Source organism: Brevibacterium atlanticum, assembly GCF_011617245.1.
GTDB lineage: Bacteria > Actinomycetota > Actinomycetes > Actinomycetales > Brevibacteriaceae > Brevibacterium > Brevibacterium atlanticum.
Genome location: NZ_CP050152.1, coordinates 966,291 through 984,149, shown reverse-complemented (window position 1 = coordinate 984,149; position 17,859 = coordinate 966,291). Strand labels below are relative to the sequence as shown.

At 65.7% G+C, this 17,859-nt stretch carries 15 protein-coding genes; 11 read left to right on the top strand and 4 right to left on the bottom strand.

Annotation, left to right across the window (positions count from 1 at the left end):
- Positions 1-2: 2 nt before the first annotated feature.
- Positions 3-632: a SipW-dependent-type signal peptide-containing protein gene (locus GUY23_RS04180; RefSeq protein WP_166969997.1), complete on the bottom strand. Its 630-nt coding sequence runs from the start codon at positions 630-632 to the stop codon at positions 3-5.
- A 101-nt stretch (positions 633-733) separates the two neighbouring features.
- Positions 734-1,339 carry a SipW-dependent-type signal peptide-containing protein gene (locus GUY23_RS04175; RefSeq protein ID WP_166969995.1) on the bottom strand — a complete coding sequence of 202 codons (606 nt, stop codon included), beginning with the start codon at positions 1,337-1,339 and terminating at the stop codon, positions 734-736.
- A gap of 274 nt (positions 1,340-1,613) precedes the next feature.
- Between GUY23_RS04175 and GUY23_RS04170 the strand changes: the two genes are divergently transcribed.
- From GUY23_RS04170 to GUY23_RS04120, 11 genes are all read left to right on the top strand, one after another.
- Positions 1,614-2,798 carry a 4-hydroxybenzoate 3-monooxygenase gene (locus tag GUY23_RS04170; protein WP_166969993.1) on the top strand — a complete coding sequence of 395 codons (1,185 nt, stop codon included), beginning with the start codon at positions 1,614-1,616 and terminating at the stop codon, positions 2,796-2,798.
- Positions 2,799-2,863: 65 nt separating this feature from the next.
- Positions 2,864-3,724 carry a protocatechuate 3,4-dioxygenase subunit beta gene (gene pcaH / locus GUY23_RS04165; RefSeq protein WP_228282730.1) on the top strand — a complete coding sequence of 287 codons (861 nt, stop codon included), beginning with the start codon at positions 2,864-2,866 and terminating at the stop codon, positions 3,722-3,724.
- Positions 3,717-4,301, top strand: a complete 585-nt coding sequence (pcaG, locus tag GUY23_RS04160) for a protocatechuate 3,4-dioxygenase subunit alpha (protein ID WP_166969991.1) — start codon at positions 3,717-3,719, stop codon at positions 4,299-4,301. Before pcaH ends, pcaG begins: the two co-directional genes overlap by 8 nt.
- A gap of 4 nt (positions 4,302-4,305) precedes the next feature.
- Entirely contained in the window at positions 4,306-5,676 is a 1,371-nt protein-coding gene (locus GUY23_RS04155; RefSeq protein ID WP_166969989.1) for a lyase family protein, read from the top strand.
- 27 nt (positions 5,677-5,703) lie between these two features.
- Positions 5,704-7,032: a bifunctional 3-oxoadipate enol-lactonase/4-carboxymuconolactone decarboxylase PcaDC gene (pcaDC, locus tag GUY23_RS18970; RefSeq protein ID WP_166969987.1), complete on the top strand. Its 1,329-nt coding sequence runs from the start codon at positions 5,704-5,706 to the stop codon at positions 7,030-7,032.
- A 144-nt stretch (positions 7,033-7,176) separates the two neighbouring features.
- On the top strand, positions 7,177-8,394 hold the full coding sequence (locus tag GUY23_RS04145) for an MFS transporter (RefSeq protein ID WP_166969985.1): 1,218 nt from the start codon (positions 7,177-7,179) through the stop codon (positions 8,392-8,394).
- Positions 8,395-8,536: 142 nt separating this feature from the next.
- Positions 8,537-9,268 carry a peptidylprolyl isomerase gene (locus tag GUY23_RS18750; protein ID WP_166969983.1) on the top strand — a complete coding sequence of 244 codons (732 nt, stop codon included), beginning with the start codon at positions 8,537-8,539 and terminating at the stop codon, positions 9,266-9,268.
- 237 nt (positions 9,269-9,505) lie between these two features.
- Entirely contained in the window at positions 9,506-10,948 is a 1,443-nt protein-coding gene (locus GUY23_RS04135) for an MFS transporter (RefSeq protein WP_208085466.1), read from the top strand.
- 238 nt (positions 10,949-11,186) lie between these two features.
- Positions 11,187-11,981 carry a basic amino acid ABC transporter substrate-binding protein gene (locus GUY23_RS04130; RefSeq protein WP_166969981.1) on the top strand — a complete coding sequence of 265 codons (795 nt, stop codon included), beginning with the start codon at positions 11,187-11,189 and terminating at the stop codon, positions 11,979-11,981.
- A 224-nt stretch (positions 11,982-12,205) separates the two neighbouring features.
- Complete coding sequence (locus tag GUY23_RS04125) at positions 12,206-13,000, top strand: amino acid ABC transporter permease (protein ID WP_166975588.1); 795 nt, start codon at positions 12,206-12,208, stop codon at positions 12,998-13,000.
- On the top strand, positions 12,997-13,779 hold the full coding sequence (locus GUY23_RS04120; RefSeq protein WP_323127149.1) for an amino acid ABC transporter ATP-binding protein: 783 nt from the start codon (positions 12,997-12,999) through the stop codon (positions 13,777-13,779). The genes GUY23_RS04125 and GUY23_RS04120 overlap by 4 nt, the downstream gene beginning before the upstream one ends.
- 95 nt (positions 13,780-13,874) lie before the next feature.
- Here the strand turns inward: GUY23_RS04120 and GUY23_RS04115 are convergent, their stop codons facing one another.
- Together GUY23_RS04115 and GUY23_RS04110 are read right to left on the bottom strand one after the other, a co-directional pair.
- Positions 13,875-14,672, bottom strand: coding sequence for a hypothetical protein (locus tag GUY23_RS04115; protein ID WP_228282729.1), 798 nt, complete (start codon positions 14,670-14,672; stop codon positions 13,875-13,877).
- 361 nt (positions 14,673-15,033) lie between these two features.
- On the bottom strand, positions 15,034-17,856 hold the full coding sequence (locus GUY23_RS04110) for an aminotransferase class I/II-fold pyridoxal phosphate-dependent enzyme (RefSeq protein WP_166969979.1): 2,823 nt from the start codon (positions 17,854-17,856) through the stop codon (positions 15,034-15,036).
- Between the last annotated feature and the right edge of the window lie 3 nt (positions 17,857-17,859).

The following is a 17,859-nucleotide window of genomic DNA, read 5'->3' as shown; positions in this document are numbered from 1 at the left end:
GATCAATTCTCCGGAGAGACGGACTCGGCTTCGAAAGTCCACGTGTGTGTTGCCGACTGTCCCTGCGCGTTGGTCGAGGCATCACTCGGAAGGCTCACTTCGAAGCAATAGGCCTGGATCGAACCTCCGACCGAATCGAGTGTCGGCTCATTCGGGCTGGTGATCGGAGACTTCAGCCCGACGGTGCTCGACGCTCCGCCGAAGGCATAAGCCGCCGAGCCGGTGAATCTGCCCTCGTCGCAGGCATATCCGCCGACCTCACCGCTGGTGATCTCCTGTGTGACAGCCCGATAGACCAGAGCATTCGCCATGGCATTCGGGGACCCGATTCCATTGCCCTTGACGGTGAGAGCGCCCCCAATTGTCGTGTCCGGGCTGGTCCTCACAAACACGGGAGCGTAGACCTTCGATCCCGGAAACATCGGCGCGGCATCGAAGGTCATCTCATTGGTGCTGGTCCACTGGCTATCGATCGACAGTTCGATATCGAACGTGCCCGCGGCGAACGAGCCCTCAGTGTTCTCGCTGTCCGTCCACGCGGCAACGGTCGCAGCCGAACCGACGCCGAAGACGAGCCCACCGGCGAGAATCGCTTTGATGCGTTGGTTGCGCAGCCGACGCCGCTGTCGCATCTGCCGTCGACTCGGCGGGCGGGCACTCGACGGTGCCCGCCCTCCTGAGAAGAGAAGGCGCAGTCGCGACAATGAGAGGTGCATCGATCAGCTCGACACGGTCAGTCGACCGAAGTTGCGGTGAACTGCCATTGCGCGGTCGCGTTCTCGCCCTCGGTGAGGTCGTTGCCCGCGGTGACTGTGAAACACAGTGTCACGGGCTCGCCCGCCGCATCGTCGGCACCGGCCGTGAGGCTGAAGCCCTGCTTCCCCGTCGTTGAACTCAGTGGGGTGCCGGAGGGAACGATCTGTGTACCGGCTGCACCGACAGTGCAGGCTCCGGCATTCGCGACCTGAACGATCCCGTAGGACAGGTTGGTCGCATTGGATCCCGTTCCGGCCGCGCTGGTGAGGTCGACCGTCGCGTCGTATGTGGTGGATTCATCGAGACGAAGCACGAACGGAGCAGCCACGGCATCCCCGGGAGACAGGTTGTCACTGGCCGGGAGTTCGAAGTCCAGGGATGCCGCACCATCCGCGCTCTCGTGGTCGGTGAAGGCTGTACCGTCCGTACTGCCCTCGACATTGAACGAACCGGCGCCGAAGACACCTTCGGCCCATTCGTCGTCGGTCCAGGCAGCGAGGGTCACTGCCGCACCGATGCCGAGGACGATGCCGCCGGCGAGGATGGCTTTGAACTTGCGAGAGCGGGTTGTGGAAGCGGTCACGGAGACTCCTAGTCCAGGGGTGCATGAGCACCGATCACAATGAAGAGTGGTGGGGAATGACTTCATGATGACCGATGAATTACTTTCGAAGAACTTTTCTTCATCACTTCTGTGATCTGTTATAGAAAAGTAACCACGAGGACAACCCTCCGGACGACCACATCACCAGCACCACCCGCCTCAGCACCCAACCTCTCATTCATTGAGAACGCCATCGCACCGTGTCAGTGACCAGGCGCACACTGAAGAGACGAGAGTAGGCAAGGAGGCCACGGTGCCAGAACTTCAGACAGACGTCGCGATCGTCGGCGCAGGACCCGCAGGGCTCATGCTCGCCCACCTGCTGCACAATGCCGGCATCGAATCCGTCGTCATCGACAACCGCAGTCACGACGACATCGCGCACACCCACCGCGCCGGGATCCTCGAAGCAGGATCCGTGCGGATGCTCGAATCCGCCGGCGTCGAATCCCGCGTCCACACCTCGGGCCACCGACATGACGGCATCGACATCCGCGTCAACGGCATCTCCCACGCCTTCGACTTCCCCGAACTCGTCGGCGAATCCGTCTGGCTCTACCCGCAGAACGAGATCTTCGTCGATCTCGCCGCCGCCCGCGAACGCACAGGCGAACCCATCTTCTACTCGGTCACGGACACCCGCCTCGGCGATATCGAATCCGAGACGCCCTGGGTCACGGCCACCACCGCAGACGGCGAAGAGCTGCGCGTCACCGCCCGTTACATCGTCGGCTCCGACGGTTCCCGCGGCCCCTGTCGCGCGATGATCCCCGAGGGCACCCGCCAGCGCTTCTTCCACGAATACCCCTTCGCCTGGTTCGGCATCCTCTGCGAAGCTCCACCCAGCCATGAAGTCCTCATCTACTCCCGCTCCGACCACGGCTTCGCCCTCATCTCCCAGCGCAGCGACGCCGTCCAACGCATGTACTTCCAGACCTCGCCTGACACGGATGTCGACGACTGGTCCGACGACCGCATCTGGTCCGAACTCCAGCAGCGCGTCGACGGACCCGACGGCTTCGAACTCAAGACCGGGTCGATCATCGACAAGACCGTCCTTCCGTTCCGTTCGGCAGTGACCGAGCCGATGCAGCACGGTTCCCTCTTCCTCGCCGGCGACAGCGCACACACCGTCCCACCGACCGGCGCGAAGGGTCTCAACCTCGCCTTCGCCGACGTCTCCGTGCTTGCTCCGGCTCTCATCACAGCAATCAGGGAATCCGACACCGAGGCGCTTGCCGCCTACTCGCAGACCGCGACCAAGCGGGTCTGGAAGGCGCAGAACTTCTCCTACCAGATGACCCGGATGCTCCACACCGACCCCAGTCAGGACGCATTCGAAACGAAGCGCAGCCTCGGCGAGCTCCATTCCATCCTCGATTCCGAGCACGGGCGGCGCTACCTGGCCGAGTGCTACACAGGGTGGCCGCACGGCTGAGCCGCTCCCCCACCCAGCCCGCGCACCCCACACACATATCAGCACCACAAGAGAAAGGTTCGACGATGAGTCAGCACCAGACCTCGGACACCGATGAGCCCACCGAGGCTTTCGATTCCCCGACCGTCATCAACGAGGCAGTGAAGGGTCCCGATGACGCCGCCGAATCCCAGGCGACCCTGTCCGCGGAGATCGACAGCATCGAATCGCAGTACAAGCAGGAGGTGGCCGCCGGGAAGAAGCCCGAGACCCAGCCGCGCCTGGACTACCGGCCCTACCGGTCATCGATCCTGCGCCACCCGACGAAGGATCCCCGTCACACCGACCCGGAGACGATCGAACTCTTCTCCCCCGCCTTCGGCCACCGCGACATCGGAACCCTCGAATCGGACCTGACGATCCAGGCCGACGGCGAGCCCATCGGCGAGCGCATCCGTGTCACCGGACGCGTCCTCGACGGTGACGGCCGACCTGTGAAGGGCCAGCTCGTCGAGATCTGGCAGGCGAACTCGGCCGGCCGCTACATCCACAAGCGCGACCAGCACCCGGCCCCGATCGACCCGAACTTCACCGGCGTCGGTCGCACTCTGACCGGGCCGAACGGCGAGTATTCGTTCACCACGATCAAGCCGGGCCCCTACCCGTGGAAGAACCACCACAACGCGTGGCGGCCCGCCCACATCCACTTCTCACTCTTCGGATCCGAGTTCACCCAGCGCATGATCACCCAGATGTACTTCCCCGGGGATCCGCTCTTCGCCCTCGACCCGATCTACCAGTCGATCACCGACCAGAAGGCCCGCGACCGCCTGGTCGCGACGTATGACCACAACATCACCGAGCACGAATTCCTCATGGGCTACAACTGGGACATCGTGCTCACCGGAGCCAACCGGACCTGGATGGAGGAAGAGGACGATGACTGATCTCACCGGAACCCCGGACCTGACACCCACCCCTGGCCAGACCGTCGGCCCGTTCTACGGCTATGCCCTGCCGTATGACCACGACAACGAACTCGTGCCCGCCGGCTCCGCACGGGCCGTGCAGCTGACCGGAGCCGTCTACGACGGTGCGGGCGAGCGAGTCCCGGACGCGATCCTCGAGATCTGGCAGCCCGACGAGAACGGCGAGGTTCCCCGTCAGACGGGTTCGCTGCGCCGCAACGGCTTCACCTTCACCGGCTTCGGTCGCGCCGCCGTCGACCCCGAGGGCGAGTTCAGCTTCTCCACCGTCAACCCCGGCACCACCGAGGCCGGCAAGGCCCCATTCATCAGCGTCGTCATCTTCGCCCGAGGCCTCCTCAGCCGCCTCTTCACCAGAATCTACCTGCCCGAGGACACCGAAGCGCTGGCCGCCGACCCGCTCCTGTCCTCACTCGACGAGGCCGACCGTCGACGCCTCATCGCCACCCGAGGGGCTGACGGATCGCTGCACTTCGACATACGGTTGCAGGGTGAGGAGGAAACCCCCTTCCTCCGATTCCCCGGCCACGAGGACTGACGCAATGACCGACACCACCCACACCCGCTTCCTCTTCGCCCCCGGCGACTTGAGGGGCGCCGAAGCCATCGACGACACCGCGCTCATCTCCGCGATCGGGCAGGTCGAGACCGCGTGGATCGTCGCCCAGGGACGGGTGGGGCTGGTGCCGTCGGAGACCCGCGCCGAGGTGGCCGCCGCCATCGATGCCACCGTCCGATCGCTCACGGACGATCACACCGAGCTCGAGTCCCTGGGTGAGGCCGCCGAGTCCGGCGGCAACCCGCTCATCCCGTTTCTCGGCCTCGTTCGCAAACGGCTGGGCCCGGAGGCCTCACGGTGTCTGCACCGGGGCCTGACCAGTCAGGACGTCATCGACACGGCCATCGGGCTGCTCGTCTCCCGCGTGGTGCGCCAACTCCAGGCCCGGCTCGAGGTCATCGGCGCCTCCCTCGTCGACCTCTCGAACTCCCATGCCGAGACCCTGTGCCTGGCGCGCACTCTCACCCAACCGGCGCTGCCGACGACGTTCGGACTCAAGGCAGCCACATGGGCCGCCGAGGTCAACGAAGTCCAAGGCCAGGCCCCCTATGTCGACTATGTGCAGGTCGGCGGGGCCGCGGGCACACGGGCCGCCATCCGCTGGTTCGCCGGAGAGTCCACCGACTCGCTGCTGCGCGAATTCCACGTCCAGATGGTCGGCCCCGATGCCGCGCTCACCCAGATCCCCGTCCCCTGGCACACGGACCGCGTGCGCATCCTCTCCTGGGGATCCCACCTCGCCCAATGCGTGACCGTGGGCGCCTCGATCGCCCGCGACGTCCTCGTCGGCGTCCGCCCCGAGATCGGGGAGCTGTCGCTGTCGTCGACCGGCGGATCATCAGCGATGCCGCACAAATCGAACCCCACCTCGGCGGTGCTCCTCCACCGCAACGGCATGCGCGTGCCCGGAGCGCTGTCCACGCTGACCACGGCCGCCGCCGAAGCGGTCGAAGAACGCTCCGACGGTGCCTGGCATGCCGAATGGCCGGCGCTGTCCGAACTCATGACCTTGGCGATCTCGTCCCTGACCATCCTCGATGAGATGATCGTGGGCCTGCAGGTGAACCCCGAGGCCATGCGGGCGAACCTCGATGCCGCCTCCCCCGGGATCTTCGGGGAGAAGCTCGCCATCGTCTTCGGCGACCGACTGACCAAGGACCAGGTCGCCGCCATCATCGCCCCCGACTCCGACCCCGTGGCTGCGCTGCGCGAGGCGGTCGGTGACGAGGACGGCATCACCGAGTTCTTCACTCCTGAGTCCTACCTCGGAGAGGCCGAGGACATCCGCCGGACCATCCTTGCCACCATCGACGAATCCGGACCGCAGGAGATCGACCTGCCGCCCTTCGACTGACACATCCCGACTGAGAAAGTGACATCCATGGAGCTCACCGCATCCGTTCTCGCCGCCCCCACGACCCCGACCGGCGAGGCCCGGGTCCTCGTCGTCCTGCCCTCGCTGGGCACCTCCGTGGCCGCGCTGTGGCAGCGGGCCGCGACCGAATTCGCGGCGGTGAGTCCGGAGACGACGGTCATCGGCATCGACCTGCCCGGTCACGGCCGCTCGACCCCGGTCACGGTTCCAGCGGAGGCCTCGGTGGCTCCGCGGATCACGATGGCCGACCTCGCCGAGGCGGTCCTGTCCACCCTTGAACGGGTCCTCCCCGACGTGGCGAACCCTTCCGTGCCAGTCGACCTCGCCGGCGATTCGATCGGCGGAGCCATTGCCCTGCAGCTGGCCCTCGACCACGCCGACCGCTTCGGACGCATCTCCGTGTTCTGCACCGGCGCGAAGATCGGTGAGACCACCGCCTGGGAGGAGCGCGCTCAGACTGTGGCCACCTCGGGCACACCGACTCAGATCATCGGTTCGGCACAGCGCTGGTTCGGTGAGGGCTTCATGGACCGCGAGCCGGAGGCCTCGGCCGCACTGCTGCACTCGCTCCAGGATGCCGACCGGTTCTCCTACGCCTCCCTCTGCTATGCGCTGGCCGACTTCGATGTCCGCGAGCGCCTGCCCGAGATCACCCGCCCGGTCCTCGCCGTCGCCGGCTCCGAGGATCAGCCGACCCCGCCCACGAAGCTCGCCGAGATCGCTAACGCCGTTCCCGGCGCCCTCCTCGAGGTCATCGAGGGAGCCGCCCACCTGGTGCCCGCCGAGGCACCGGAGGTGACCGCGGGACTGCTCGCGGACTTCTTCGGCGGCAAGGGCCTCGGCGCCGGAGCCGGCGGTGCCGCGGGTGCCGGAGGATCCGCCGGTGCGGGGGTTGCCCCAGGTGCAGCCGCGCTGCCCACCGCTTCGGGACCGCGGGGGGCCAGCCGCGACGAGGTCCGCGAGGCCGGGATGACCGTGCGCCGCGAAGTCCTCTCCGACGCCCACGTCGATCGGGCGAATGCGAAGGTCGACGACTTCACTGCCGACTTCCAGGACCTCATCACCCGCTATGCGTGGGGCGAGATCTGGACGCGGCCCGGTCTGGAACGTCGCATGCGCTCGGCGATCACGCTCACGGCCATGATCGCCGGCGGTCACGAAGCCGAACTCGCGATGCACGTCAAGGCGGCACTGCGCAACGGGCTGACCCGCGACGAGATCAAGGAAGTCCTCCTCCAGTCGGCCATCTACTGCTCGGTGCCGAGCGCGAACACCGCGTTCTCCGTCGCCTCCCAGGCCCTCGCCGAGGTCGATGCGGAGGAGAACGCGGACTGAGCGGTCTCCTCGGCGAGGGTGTCCGACGTCGGGCCGACGCCTGTTCGAATCGTCACATTGCGTCCTTCTGCACTTCCGAGGAGCCGCGATGGGCAATAGGCTGGTGCGGTCGTCCCCCACACCCCATGTCTCCGAAGGAGTCCTATGAGCGATGCCCCGGTCTCCCGCGGAGTCTATAAATTCGCCGTCTTCGCCCTGGCGATCGGCGCCTTCGCCATCGGCGTGACCGAATTCGCGACGATGGGTCTGCTGCCGATGATCGCCGACGAACTCGGCATCACGGTCCCCCAGGCCGGCCACGCGGTGTCGTTCTACGCGATCGGCGTCGTCGTCGGAGCACCCCTGATCACGACCATCGCGGCGCATATGGACCGCAAGATCCTGCTCCTGTGCCTGATGGGACTCTTCGCCCTCGGCAACCTCGCTTCGATGCTCGCACCGACCGCGACCCTGTTCAACATCGCCCGCTTCGTCTCGGGCCTGCCCCACGGCGCCTACCTCGGCATCGGAGCGGTCGTCGCCGCCTCCCTCGTCCCGGCCAACCGCCGCGGACGCGCAATGTCCCGGGTGATGCTCGGCCTGACCATCGCGAACATCTTCGGCGTCCCCTTCGCCGCGGCACTGGGCAACATGCTCGGCTGGCGCAGCGCCTACGCCCTCGTCGCCGCCCTCGGCGTCCTCACCGTCATCATGGTCGCCCTCGCCGTCCCCCGCGTGAGCATCGGCGCCGGAGAGGTGCCCTCGGCTCGCGGGGAGATCAAGGCGCTCGGTCGCGTGCAGATCATCCTCACGCTCGTGGCCGGATCCGTCGGCTTCGGCGGCATGTTCGCCGTCTACACCTACATCACCCCGACCATGACCGACGTTGCCGGTGTCCCCGAGATCGCGATCCCCTGGGTGCTCGCCGTCTACGGACTCGGCATGACCGCCGGCTCCCTCATCGCCGGACCACTCGTCGACAAGTCCATCGAACGCGCGTCCACCGGCGGCATGATCCTCTCCGCCCTCGTGCTCGCCGCCTTCGGTGCCTTCACCCAGATCGCGGCGATCGCGATCGTCGCCCTCTTCCTCATCGGCATCTCCGGATCGATGATCACCACAGCCCTGCAGATGCGCCTGTTCCGCGAATCCCACGACGCCCCGAGCCTGTCCGCAGCCATGAACCACGCCGCCTTCAACCTCGCCAATGCCCTCGGCGCGTGGCTCGGCGGCATCGTCATCACCGCAGGCCTGGGCTACCGTGCACCCGCCTGGGTCGGCGTCGGGCTCTGTCTGGCCGGACTCATCGTCATCTCCGTCGCGATCTTCCTCCGTCGAGGCGGCTCCCCCGACAAGAGCACCCGCACCTCCGTCGAGACCTGAGCGCACCTCCACCCGGGACCCTGTCGAGACAACGGCCGAGTGCCGAGACCACTGTGTGTGCACAGGTGTCTCGGCCCTGCGGCGTTGTCTCGATCACGGCGACCGCGATCGCGGTCGTTCGCGCGGCCGCTACGATGAAGGCATGGATCACCCTGCGCGCAGTCGCTCTCATGCCCTCACCCATCGACCGAAGTCAGCCGCGCTGCTGGCCCTGGCAGCCCTCGCTGTGCTTGCCCTTCTGCTGCTGACCGGGTGCGGATCGTCCGATTCGGAAGATGACGGTGCGACCAGCGCGGAGACCTCGACCGAAGCCGCAGCCGGCACCTGCTCCTACCTCAAGGACTCCCAGTCCGGGGCCAAGGACGTCGACACCCCTGATGAGAAGCCGCAGGCGAAGGGCAAGGTCACAGCCACGATCGCCACGAACGCCGGCGATCTGGCCGTGACCCTCGACGCCGACGGAGCCCCCTGCACCGTCAACAGCTTCCTGTCCCTGGCGAAGCAGAAGTACTTCGCCGACACCGACTGCCACCGCCTGACCACCGAAGGCATCTTCGTCCTCCAGTGCGGCGACCCCACCGGCACCGGTTCGGGCGGACCCGGCTACTCGTTCGCCGACGAGGTCGACGGCTCCGAGACCTATCCGGCCGGGACACTGGCCATGGCCAACGCCGGACCCGACACCAACGGCTCCCAGTTCTTCGTCGTCTACGACGACAGTTCGCTGCCGCCGGACTACACCGTCTTCGGCTCCCTCGACGAGGACAGCACGAAGACCGTGTCCGACATCGCCGACAAGGGCACGGACTCCGGTGCCGGCGACGGCGCTCCGAAGGAGAAGGTCACCATCACCGGAGTCTCCGTCGACGACTGAGCCGTGCCCACAGAAGAGGCCCGACCGCATCCCTGCTGGTCACCCGCCCGCGAAAATATTCGGATGACCGAGCAATCTCGACTTTCGAGACGCGGAAAGCGCATCTCGTGAGACGGGCGTAGTGTCTATCCGTCGCCGTCGATGCTGTGCCCACACAGCATCGACGGCCCTTTTCCACTGACACGAGCACCACCCGCCCGTGCCTGCACTCACGAAACAGCGGAGCACAACGACACCATGTCCACCGAAACACAACCGGGGAACCCGAACCCCTCACCCGACGCCGACGTCGAGTCCGACGCCATCGCAGCGACTCGGAAGAACAACACCCGCGGCAAGGTCCTGACCGCCTCGATGGTCGGCACCACGATCGAATTCTTCGACTTCTATGCCTACGCGACCGCCTCGTCACTGGTCTTCCCGGCCCTCTTCTTCCCCAACCAGACCTCGACGACGCAGCTGCTGAGCTCGTTCGCGATCTTCGGCGTCGCCTTCGTCGCCCGCCCCCTGGGCTCGATCATCTTCGGCCACTTCGGTGACCGTGTCGGCCGGAAGAAGACACTCATCGCCTCCCTGCTCATCATGGGCATCGGCACGTTCCTCATCGGCCTTCTCCCGACCGCCTCGGCGCCGGGCTGGGCCGTCCTCGCTCCCGCGATGCTCGTCCTCCTGCGCTTCTGCCAGGGCGTGGGCCTCGGCGGCGAATGGTCAGGTGCAGCGCTCCTGGCGACCGAGAACGCCCCGAAGGGCAAACGCGCCATCTGGGGCACCTTCCCGCAGCTCGGTGCCCCGGTCGGCTTCATCATCGCCAACCTGCTCTTCGTCGGCCTCAACTCGTGGACCTCGCCCGAGGCCTTCCTCGCCTGGGGCTGGCGCATCCCGTTCCTGCTCTCGGCGATCCTCGTCGCCGTCGGGCTCTGGGTCCGCCTCTCCCTCATGGAGACCCCGGCCTTCCAGCTGGTCGCGCAGAAGCAGCAGATCTCGAAGGCACCCATCGGCCGCGTCTTCGCCACGAGCTGGAAGCCGCTGGTCCTCGGCACCTTCATCATGCTCGCGACCTACGTGATCTTCTACTTCATGACCGCGTTCACCCTGACCTACGGCACCTCACCGGCCACCGTCGAACAGGCACAGACCGTCGCCGAGGCGGCCGGAACGTCCTTCGACCCCGCGGGGTTCGTCGCGGGGCTCGGCTACACGAAGAGCGAGTTCCTCACCTACCTCATCATCGGCGTCGTCTTCTTCGGCATCTTCACCGTCGTCTCCGGTCCTCTGGCGGAGAAGCTGGGTCGACGGAAGATGCTGCTCGGCGTGACGGTCGCCATCGCCGTCTACGGCCTCGTCGTCAACGCCCTGTTCAACGCGGGCACCGCCGGCGTCGTCATCGGCCTCATCGTCGGGTTCATCCTCATGGGACTGACGTTCGGGCCGATGGCTGCCTATCTGCCGGAGCTGTTCCCAGCGAACGTCCGGTACACCGGCTCGGCAGTGTCCTACAACATGGCCAGCGTCATCGGCGCAGGCCCGGCTCCCTTCGCGATGGTCGCGCTGTGGCAGGCCGAGGGTGGGACGATCTTCTACTGCGGCCTCTACATCATCGCCGCCGCAGTCCTCACCTTCGCTGCCCTGTGGCTGGCCAAGGACACGAGCGACCTCGACATGGAGGATCAGCTGAGCTGAGCGGCTGCCACTGAACCGAGCTCAGACAGGGCCCGACCATCGTTCGCGATGGTCGGGCCCTGTCTCATCCCCACACGGCGGAAGAACTACGATTTCGTCACAACCGCCTCGGCGGTCATCGGATGGTCCGAAGTGTGACTCAGTTCACGGTAGGATTCCTCTCAGACGTTGCTCAGGTACGACCACCTGGCAGCCTGCGAATGCGTGACACACCCGTCACCGACTCACTGGAGGAACCATGAAACGACGCTTGACCCTGGCCACTGTCGCCGTCGGCGCCATGCTCGCCCTGTCCGCCTGCGGCGGAGGCGATTCGGAACCCGCAGCGACGGCGGAAGGCGGTGTCCCTCTCGTCAAGGAGGGCAAGCTGACGACCTGCACCCACCTGTCCTACCAACCGTTCCAGTTCGAGAAGGACGGCGAGGTCGTCGGCTTCGACGTCGACATCGTCGACGCCGTGGCCAAGAAGCTCGGCGTCGAACAGGAGATCATCAACACCTCCTTCGAGACGATCACCTCGGGCGCGGAATTCAACCAGAACAAGTGCGATGTGGCCGCTGCCGCGACGACGATCACCGACGAGCGACAGGAGGCCACGGACTTCTCCGAGCCGTACTTCGACGCGAATCAGGCGATCCTCACGAAGGCCGACAAGACCGCGAAGGACGAAGCCGGGCTCAAGGGCTTCAAGATCGCCGCGCAGGCCGGAACCACCGGTCTCGACTACGCGACCGAGAACTTCAAGGATTCGGAGGTCATCACCTACGAGGACCTGCCGCTCTCACTCGAGGCGCTCAAGACCGGTCAGGTCGACGCCGTCATCAACGACAACGGCGTGCTGTACAACTACAACACCGAGAACAAGGGCTTCGCGGTCGGCTTCGACATCAAGACCGATGAGCACTACGGCATCTCGATGAAGAAGGGCAATTCGGAGATGAAGAAGGCCGTGGACGACACGATCAAGGAGATCAAGGACAACGGCGAGTACGACAAGATCTACGAGAAGTGGTTCGGCGACGCTCCGAAGTGATCGCACCCGATCGGGCGGCCGCCTGCGACGACGAGGTCGCAGGCGACCGCCCGTTCACTTGAGTTCGACAGCCCAGTCCCACCCGCCTCTCACGGCACGCAATCCGGCGGGCGCCCCCGCCACCGTCTCCGAAGGACAACACCATGTCAGTTCCCACTGCGAGTGAGGACGGCCGCCAGACCGGCTCAGCCGTCCCGGCCGCCACCGCCACTCCGAAAGCGAAGATGAGCAAACGCCAGAAGGCGAAGCTCTCCCGTAGTATCCAGTACGCCATCCTCGTCGTCATCGCGGCCCTCATCGCGATCTTCGCCGACTGGCCGACGCTCATCGACTCCTTCGGTCGCATAGACATCGCCACAGGCATGTTCCCCGACGTCATCACAATGGCGTTGAAGAACACCGTCGTCTACACGTTCCTCGGCTTCGCTCTCGGGCTGATCATCGCCCTGTTCGTCGCCCTCATGCGACTGTCCTCGGTCGGCGTCTACCGCTGGCTCGCGACCATCTACATCGAGTTCTTCCGCGGGCTGCCCGCCCTCGTCGTCTTCCTCGTCCTCGGATTCGGCGTGCCCGTCGCCTTCCCCGGATTCAACATGCCGCAGCTGGTCATCATCATGATCGCCCTCGGCCTCGTGTCCTCGGCGTATATGGCCGAGACCATCCGCGCCGGCATTCAGGCGGTGCCTAAGGGACAGATCGAGGCCGCCCGATCACTGGGCATGTCCTCCTCGCGCGCGATGTTCACGATCGTCCTGCCGCAGGCGATGCGGATCATCCTGCCGCCGCTGACGAACGAGCTCATCCTGCTCGCCAAGGACTCCTCGCTGGCCTACATCCTCGGCTCCTCGGTCGACGGCCGTGAGCTCGCAGCACTCGGCCGAGCAGAGATCGTCAACACCGCGAACCTCACCCCCTTCATCGTCATCGCGCTGTGCTACCTCATCATCACAGTCCCGCTGTCCTATCTCTCACGCGTGCTCGAACGCAAATACGGTTCCGCAGATTCTGGAGTGAAATGATGAACGTTCCCACCACCTCGGCGACGACCGCAACCCCGATCATCGCGATCCGCAACCTGCAGAAGAGCTTCGGCACGAACCAGGTCCTCACCGACATCAGCCTCGACGTCGACAAGGGCGAGGTCGTCTGCGTCATCGGGCCCTCAGGCTCGGGAAAGTCGACGATGCTGCGGTGCATCAATACGCTCGAGACCCCGACGGGAGGTTCGATCGTCGTCGACGGCATGGACATGACCGATCTGGACCTCGACATCGACGCCGCCCGCACCCGCATCGGCATGGTCTTCCAGTCCTTCAACCTCTTCGGCCACCTCACGGTGCGCGAGAATCTCACGATCGCCCAGACCAAGGTGCTGGGCCGGTCGAAGGCCGAAGCGAACAAGGTCGCCGAGACGAACCTCGCGAAGGTCGGCCTGTCCGAGAAGATGGAGGCCAAGCCCGGATCACTCTCCGGCGGTCAGCAGCAGAGGGTGGCGATCGCCCGGGCACTGAGCATGGACCCCGATGTCATGCTCTTCGACGAACCCACCTCGGCGCTCGATCCCGAGACCGTCGGTGACGTCCTCCAGGTCATGCGCAACCTCGCCGAGGCGGGAATGACGATGGTCGTCGTCACCCACGAGATGGAGTTCGCCCGGCAGGTCGCCGACCGTGTCGTCTTCATGGACGGAGGAGTCGTCGTCGAAGCCGGACCTGCCAAGGACGTCATCGGCAGCCCGCAGGAGCAGCGGACGAAGGACTTCCTCTCCCGCGTCCTCCACCCCGGACAGCTGGGGTAGGTGCCACTCTTCGCCGAGCCGACCCCGTGGCGGCGAGACCACCCTCAGGACAGGGTGGTCTCGCCGCCACGGGGTCCGCTCACCCGCACTCTCCCCTAGCCACCCAACGCTGTCAGAACGGCCTTGATCTGCCTGAAGGGTTCGGCGCGGAAGAGGTCGGCCCACACCAAGTTGAAGACCCGGAATCCGGCGTTGAGCAGTTTCATGTGCCGCTCGTGATTGGCCGAACTGGCTCGATCCGGACCTCCTGCGTTGAGGTAGTACTTGCCCACACCGTGGAATTCGACGATGACGTCGAGATCCTCATGGCGGAAGTCGTTGCGAGCGATCCATCTTCCTGCACTGTCGCGCGTATTGACCTGCGGGATCATTCCGGTGATGCCGAAACGATGGAACTTCACCGCACACAAGGACTCCCCCGCCGATTCGTGCCTGGCATCGGCGAGCTCGAGGGCCAGGCGAGCGTCTCGGCAGCCTCGCCGGCTGGCAATGATTCGCTTCGCCAAATCATTCGTCGAGGCGTCGCCGCGTCGCAGCGCCTCGGAGATGATCGGAACCGAGGTCTCCAGTGGGTAGTCATAGGCGATATCGAGCAGCGTCCGGCGGATCGTCGTCACGGGCAGGTCGCCGACGAGCGTTCGATCGGTCTCTGAGATCTCGCGATCCCTGATAACGAGAGTCGGCCGGACTTTGCTGATTCCGCGCCTGACCACCTCGGCGCATTCTGCTTCCAGGGCCGGCGGATCGAACCCATGGATGATCGCCGCCGACACGTGCGAGAAGACAGTGCCCTCAGGGAGCTCACCAGCGTGTGACCGAATGCGGATCTTCACCGTCTCGATTTTGTCGCGGATGTCGCCGAAGTTCGCCGGGTACGGAGAACCCGCCGCCATGTGGATCTCATGAAGGGACACATGTGCCCGATTCTCACAGGCGCGGCGCAGAACGAACCGCCCACGCCTCACCTTCTCCAGACAGCAGTCCAACGCACCACCGATGTCACCGTCGGAGTACCCGAGAGAGTGAAGCTCACTCGCGCTGAATACAGTCACCATAGATCAATAATGCATATCAAATGCCATTAAACACAAGCAAACTGTAGATATTTTTCTGGTCTGTCAGGTTCCCGTCAACCCCGACATACAACGAGCGGACCCTGGAGCGACGAAACCACCCCATACAAGAGGTGGTTTCGTCGCTCCAGGGTCCGCTCGGCGGCAGGAGGCAGAAAAGTGATCAGCCCTGCCGTGTCGCTCAGCTCTCGAGGGCGTCCGGCAGGATCACGCGGTAGCCCAACCTGGCCTCGTAGCCGTGGATCTCGCGGGTGTCGAGCGCGGACATGAAGTCGAGCACCTCGGCGGTGATGACCTGCCCGGGCACGAGCACGGGGAACCCCGGCGGGTAGGGGGTGACGAACCCGGCCGAGACCGGCTGCTCCCCTCCATCGATGCGACGGCGCAGCTCATGTGGGAGCACATGTTCGATGTTCTGCCGACGCAGGCCCGCGTAGTAGGCGGTGCGCAGGTCGCCGTCCGGCAGCTGCTTCGACGGATCGGCGGTCGGCACCTCGGCGGCGTAGTCGGGAGCGAAGGCAGAGAAGTCCGGCAGCGGCGGCATCACAGCGGCCGGTTCGGTCAGTGCGTCCTGGGCCTGCAGCTCATGTGGGTCCGTGAACTTCCCTGCGAGCTTGACGAGGACCTCGATGAGGTAGGCCACGGCCGACCGGGAGGTGCCGATGTTCGTCATGAACAGCACCGTGTTCCGGCTCGTCTTGTTCACCTGGATGCCGTAGCGGTCCATGAGGTGCTCGTGCTTAAACGTGTCCCCGTCGACGCCGGTGCCGGAGATCTCGACAGTGATACGGCTGGGGTCGACGACGAATTCGTCCTTGACCCACGCGTTCCACATCGTCGCCAGGCCGTCGCGCAGCGGCATCGTCCGCTCGGTGACCCGGTACTCGGCTGGGATGAGGTCGGCGGCGGTGAGGACCTTGAACGTCTTCTTCAGCAGCGGGTGCCGCGCGATCGCCGAGGACAGACTCATCGCCAGGTCGAGCTGCTTCTGCACGAGCGCGAAGCCCTCCATCTCCACCTGCCTACGGCCGAGGTCGAGGGAGGCGAGGATCTGATAGTTCGGCGAGGTCGAGGTGTGTGTCATGTACGCCTCGTGGAAGGCCTCCTCGGCGCCGGCGGCGAAGTCCTGATCGTAGACGTGGATCATCGAACCCTGCCGCAGAGCGGTCAGCGTCTTATGCGTCGACTGCGTCGCATACACGCGGATCGTCGCGTCCGGAGGCGGCAGCAGATCCTCGGCCAGCCACACCTCATCCGGTGCCGAAGCCCCGGTCTCGGGGTCGAACAGGCGCTCGCGCTGTTCCCGGTAGGCCGCGGCATGGGCGTCGGTGGACAGGGTCTCCTCGAGGCGTTCGGCCGCGACCATCGCGGTGCGCTTGCGGGTGACCGGGTGGAAGCGGGCGAAGGCGAACCAGGCCTCGTCCCAGAGGAAGACGAGGTCGGGTTTGATCGCCAGGCATTCGGACATGACCTTGTACGGGTCGTAGACGATGCCGTCGAATGTGCAGTTGGTCAGGGTGATCATCCGCACTTCGTCGAGGCGGCCGGCAGCCCGGTAGTCGAGCAGGAGTTGTTTGATCCGGCTCAGCGGCACCGCCCCGTAGAACGCGAAGTCGTTGAGGGGGTAGGCCTCGAGGTACGCGGTCCTGGCGCCGGTGAGCATGAGCGCATGGTGGTGGGATTTGTGGCAGTTGCGGTCGACCATGACGACTTCGTCGGGTGAGACCACGGCCTGGTGGACGATCTTGTTCGCCGTCGATGTTCCGTTCGTGACGAAGTAGGTGCGCTTGGCTCCGAAGGCGCGCGCGGCCAGCAGCTGCGCCTTCTTCAGCGTGTTCACCGGAGCCAGCAGGGAGTCCAATTCCCCCGAGGTGGCGCTGGATTCGGCGAGCAGCAGGTTGAGCCCGTAGAAGTCGATGAAGTCCCCGATCCACTTCGAACCGACGACCGATCCGCCGCGGGAGACGGGCAGGGCGTGGAAGACACCAGCCGGTCGGCGGGCGTGCTCACGGATCGCGGTGAAGAACGGGGTGTCGTAGAGATGCTGCAGCCGGCGCAGCAGCGACAGGTGGAGTTCGAACTGGTCCTCCCGGCGGAAGACCCGCCGGAACCGGTGCGTCAGAGCGCCGGCGAGGCTTTCGATGTGCGCACCGGCCATGAGGTAGAGGTCGAGTTCGGGCCGCAGGTTGGCCAGCGTATCGGCCAGCCGCAGCACTCGTCGCACCGAGTTCAGCGGGCTCATCGGGCCCGTCGGCAGGGCCTTCGTCGTCTCGTGGGCGAAGGCTACGGCATCGCGCAGGTCGCGGCTGAGGACTTCGCGGGTCTCGTCGGTGAAGCCGGGGCGGATGACGCAGGCGAGCAGGTTCGGGTTCGTCAGGGCCGCGGCGACGGCGTCGTCGGCGGTCGGGACGATGACGTAGTCGTAGATGAACTGGTCGGAGGGGTTGCGCAGCTTGAGCAGATCGGAGTGGAGTTCATCGCGTCCGCCCTCGGTGGTCTCGTCGACGATGAGGACCTCGAAGCGGGGGCGGGGGTCCTGCCTGTCCTTGAGTTCGGCGCGCTCCTCCTCGGTGAGGTCATCCTCGCCGACATCGGGCACGGTAGTCCCGCGCAGGCGGTTGACCGCGCGGGTGATCATGTCATGCGCCCGGTCGAATTCGCCGTCAGAGAGCAGATCTGTGATGTCCTCGACGTAGCGCTGCCCGAATCCGCCCCAGTAGAGTTCGATGGTCTTCAGCGACCGCAGCGACCGCCAGACCTCTCCGTCCTCGGCGATCATCGAGAAGTCCCCGCCGCTGGCGGCCAGACGTTTGATCGCGAACTTCAGGTACTCCCACGCGTCCGAGCGCAGTCGCCAGGTGCTCGCCGGCATCCCCGGATCCCGTTCGAGCTTGGCCTTGCGCGGCTTCGACTGGAATCCTGCCCGCCCGCGCCGACTTCCCGCACCGTCGCCGGTGGTGGAGATCGCCGAAGCCGATGGATGGTCGGAGTCGATGCCGGTCATGCG

What these genes read in the sequence shown, in the direction of transcription:
- GUY23_RS04180 (WP_166969997.1), bottom strand. Translation starts at nt 632, where the DNA reads ATGCGACAGCGGCGTCGGCTGCGCAACCAACGCATCAAAGCGATTCTC.
- pcaH (WP_228282730.1), top strand. Translation starts at nt 2,864, where the DNA reads ATGAGTCAGCACCAGACCTCGGACACCGATGAGCCCACCGAGGCTTTC.
- pcaG (WP_166969991.1), top strand. Translation starts at nt 3,717, where the DNA reads ATGACTGATCTCACCGGAACCCCGGACCTGACACCCACCCCTGGCCAG.
- GUY23_RS04155 (WP_166969989.1), top strand. Translation starts at nt 4,306, where the DNA reads ATGACCGACACCACCCACACCCGCTTCCTCTTCGCCCCCGGCGACTTG.
- pcaDC (WP_166969987.1), top strand. Translation starts at nt 5,704, where the DNA reads ATGGAGCTCACCGCATCCGTTCTCGCCGCCCCCACGACCCCGACCGGC.
- GUY23_RS04145 (WP_166969985.1), top strand. Translation starts at nt 7,177, where the DNA reads ATGAGCGATGCCCCGGTCTCCCGCGGAGTCTATAAATTCGCCGTCTTC.
- GUY23_RS18750 (WP_166969983.1), top strand. Translation starts at nt 8,537, where the DNA reads ATGGATCACCCTGCGCGCAGTCGCTCTCATGCCCTCACCCATCGACCG.
- GUY23_RS04135 (WP_208085466.1), top strand. Translation starts at nt 9,506, where the DNA reads ATGTCCACCGAAACACAACCGGGGAACCCGAACCCCTCACCCGACGCC.
- GUY23_RS04130 (WP_166969981.1), top strand. Translation starts at nt 11,187, where the DNA reads ATGAAACGACGCTTGACCCTGGCCACTGTCGCCGTCGGCGCCATGCTC.
- GUY23_RS04125 (WP_166975588.1), top strand. Translation starts at nt 12,206, where the DNA reads ATGAGCAAACGCCAGAAGGCGAAGCTCTCCCGTAGTATCCAGTACGCC.
- GUY23_RS04120 (WP_323127149.1), top strand. Translation starts at nt 12,997, where the DNA reads ATGATGAACGTTCCCACCACCTCGGCGACGACCGCAACCCCGATCATC.
- GUY23_RS04115 (WP_228282729.1), bottom strand. Translation starts at nt 14,672, where the DNA reads ATGGCGGCGGGTTCTCCGTACCCGGCGAACTTCGGCGACATCCGCGAC.
- GUY23_RS04110 (WP_166969979.1), bottom strand. Translation starts at nt 17,856, where the DNA reads ATGACCGGCATCGACTCCGACCATCCATCGGCTTCGGCGATCTCCACC.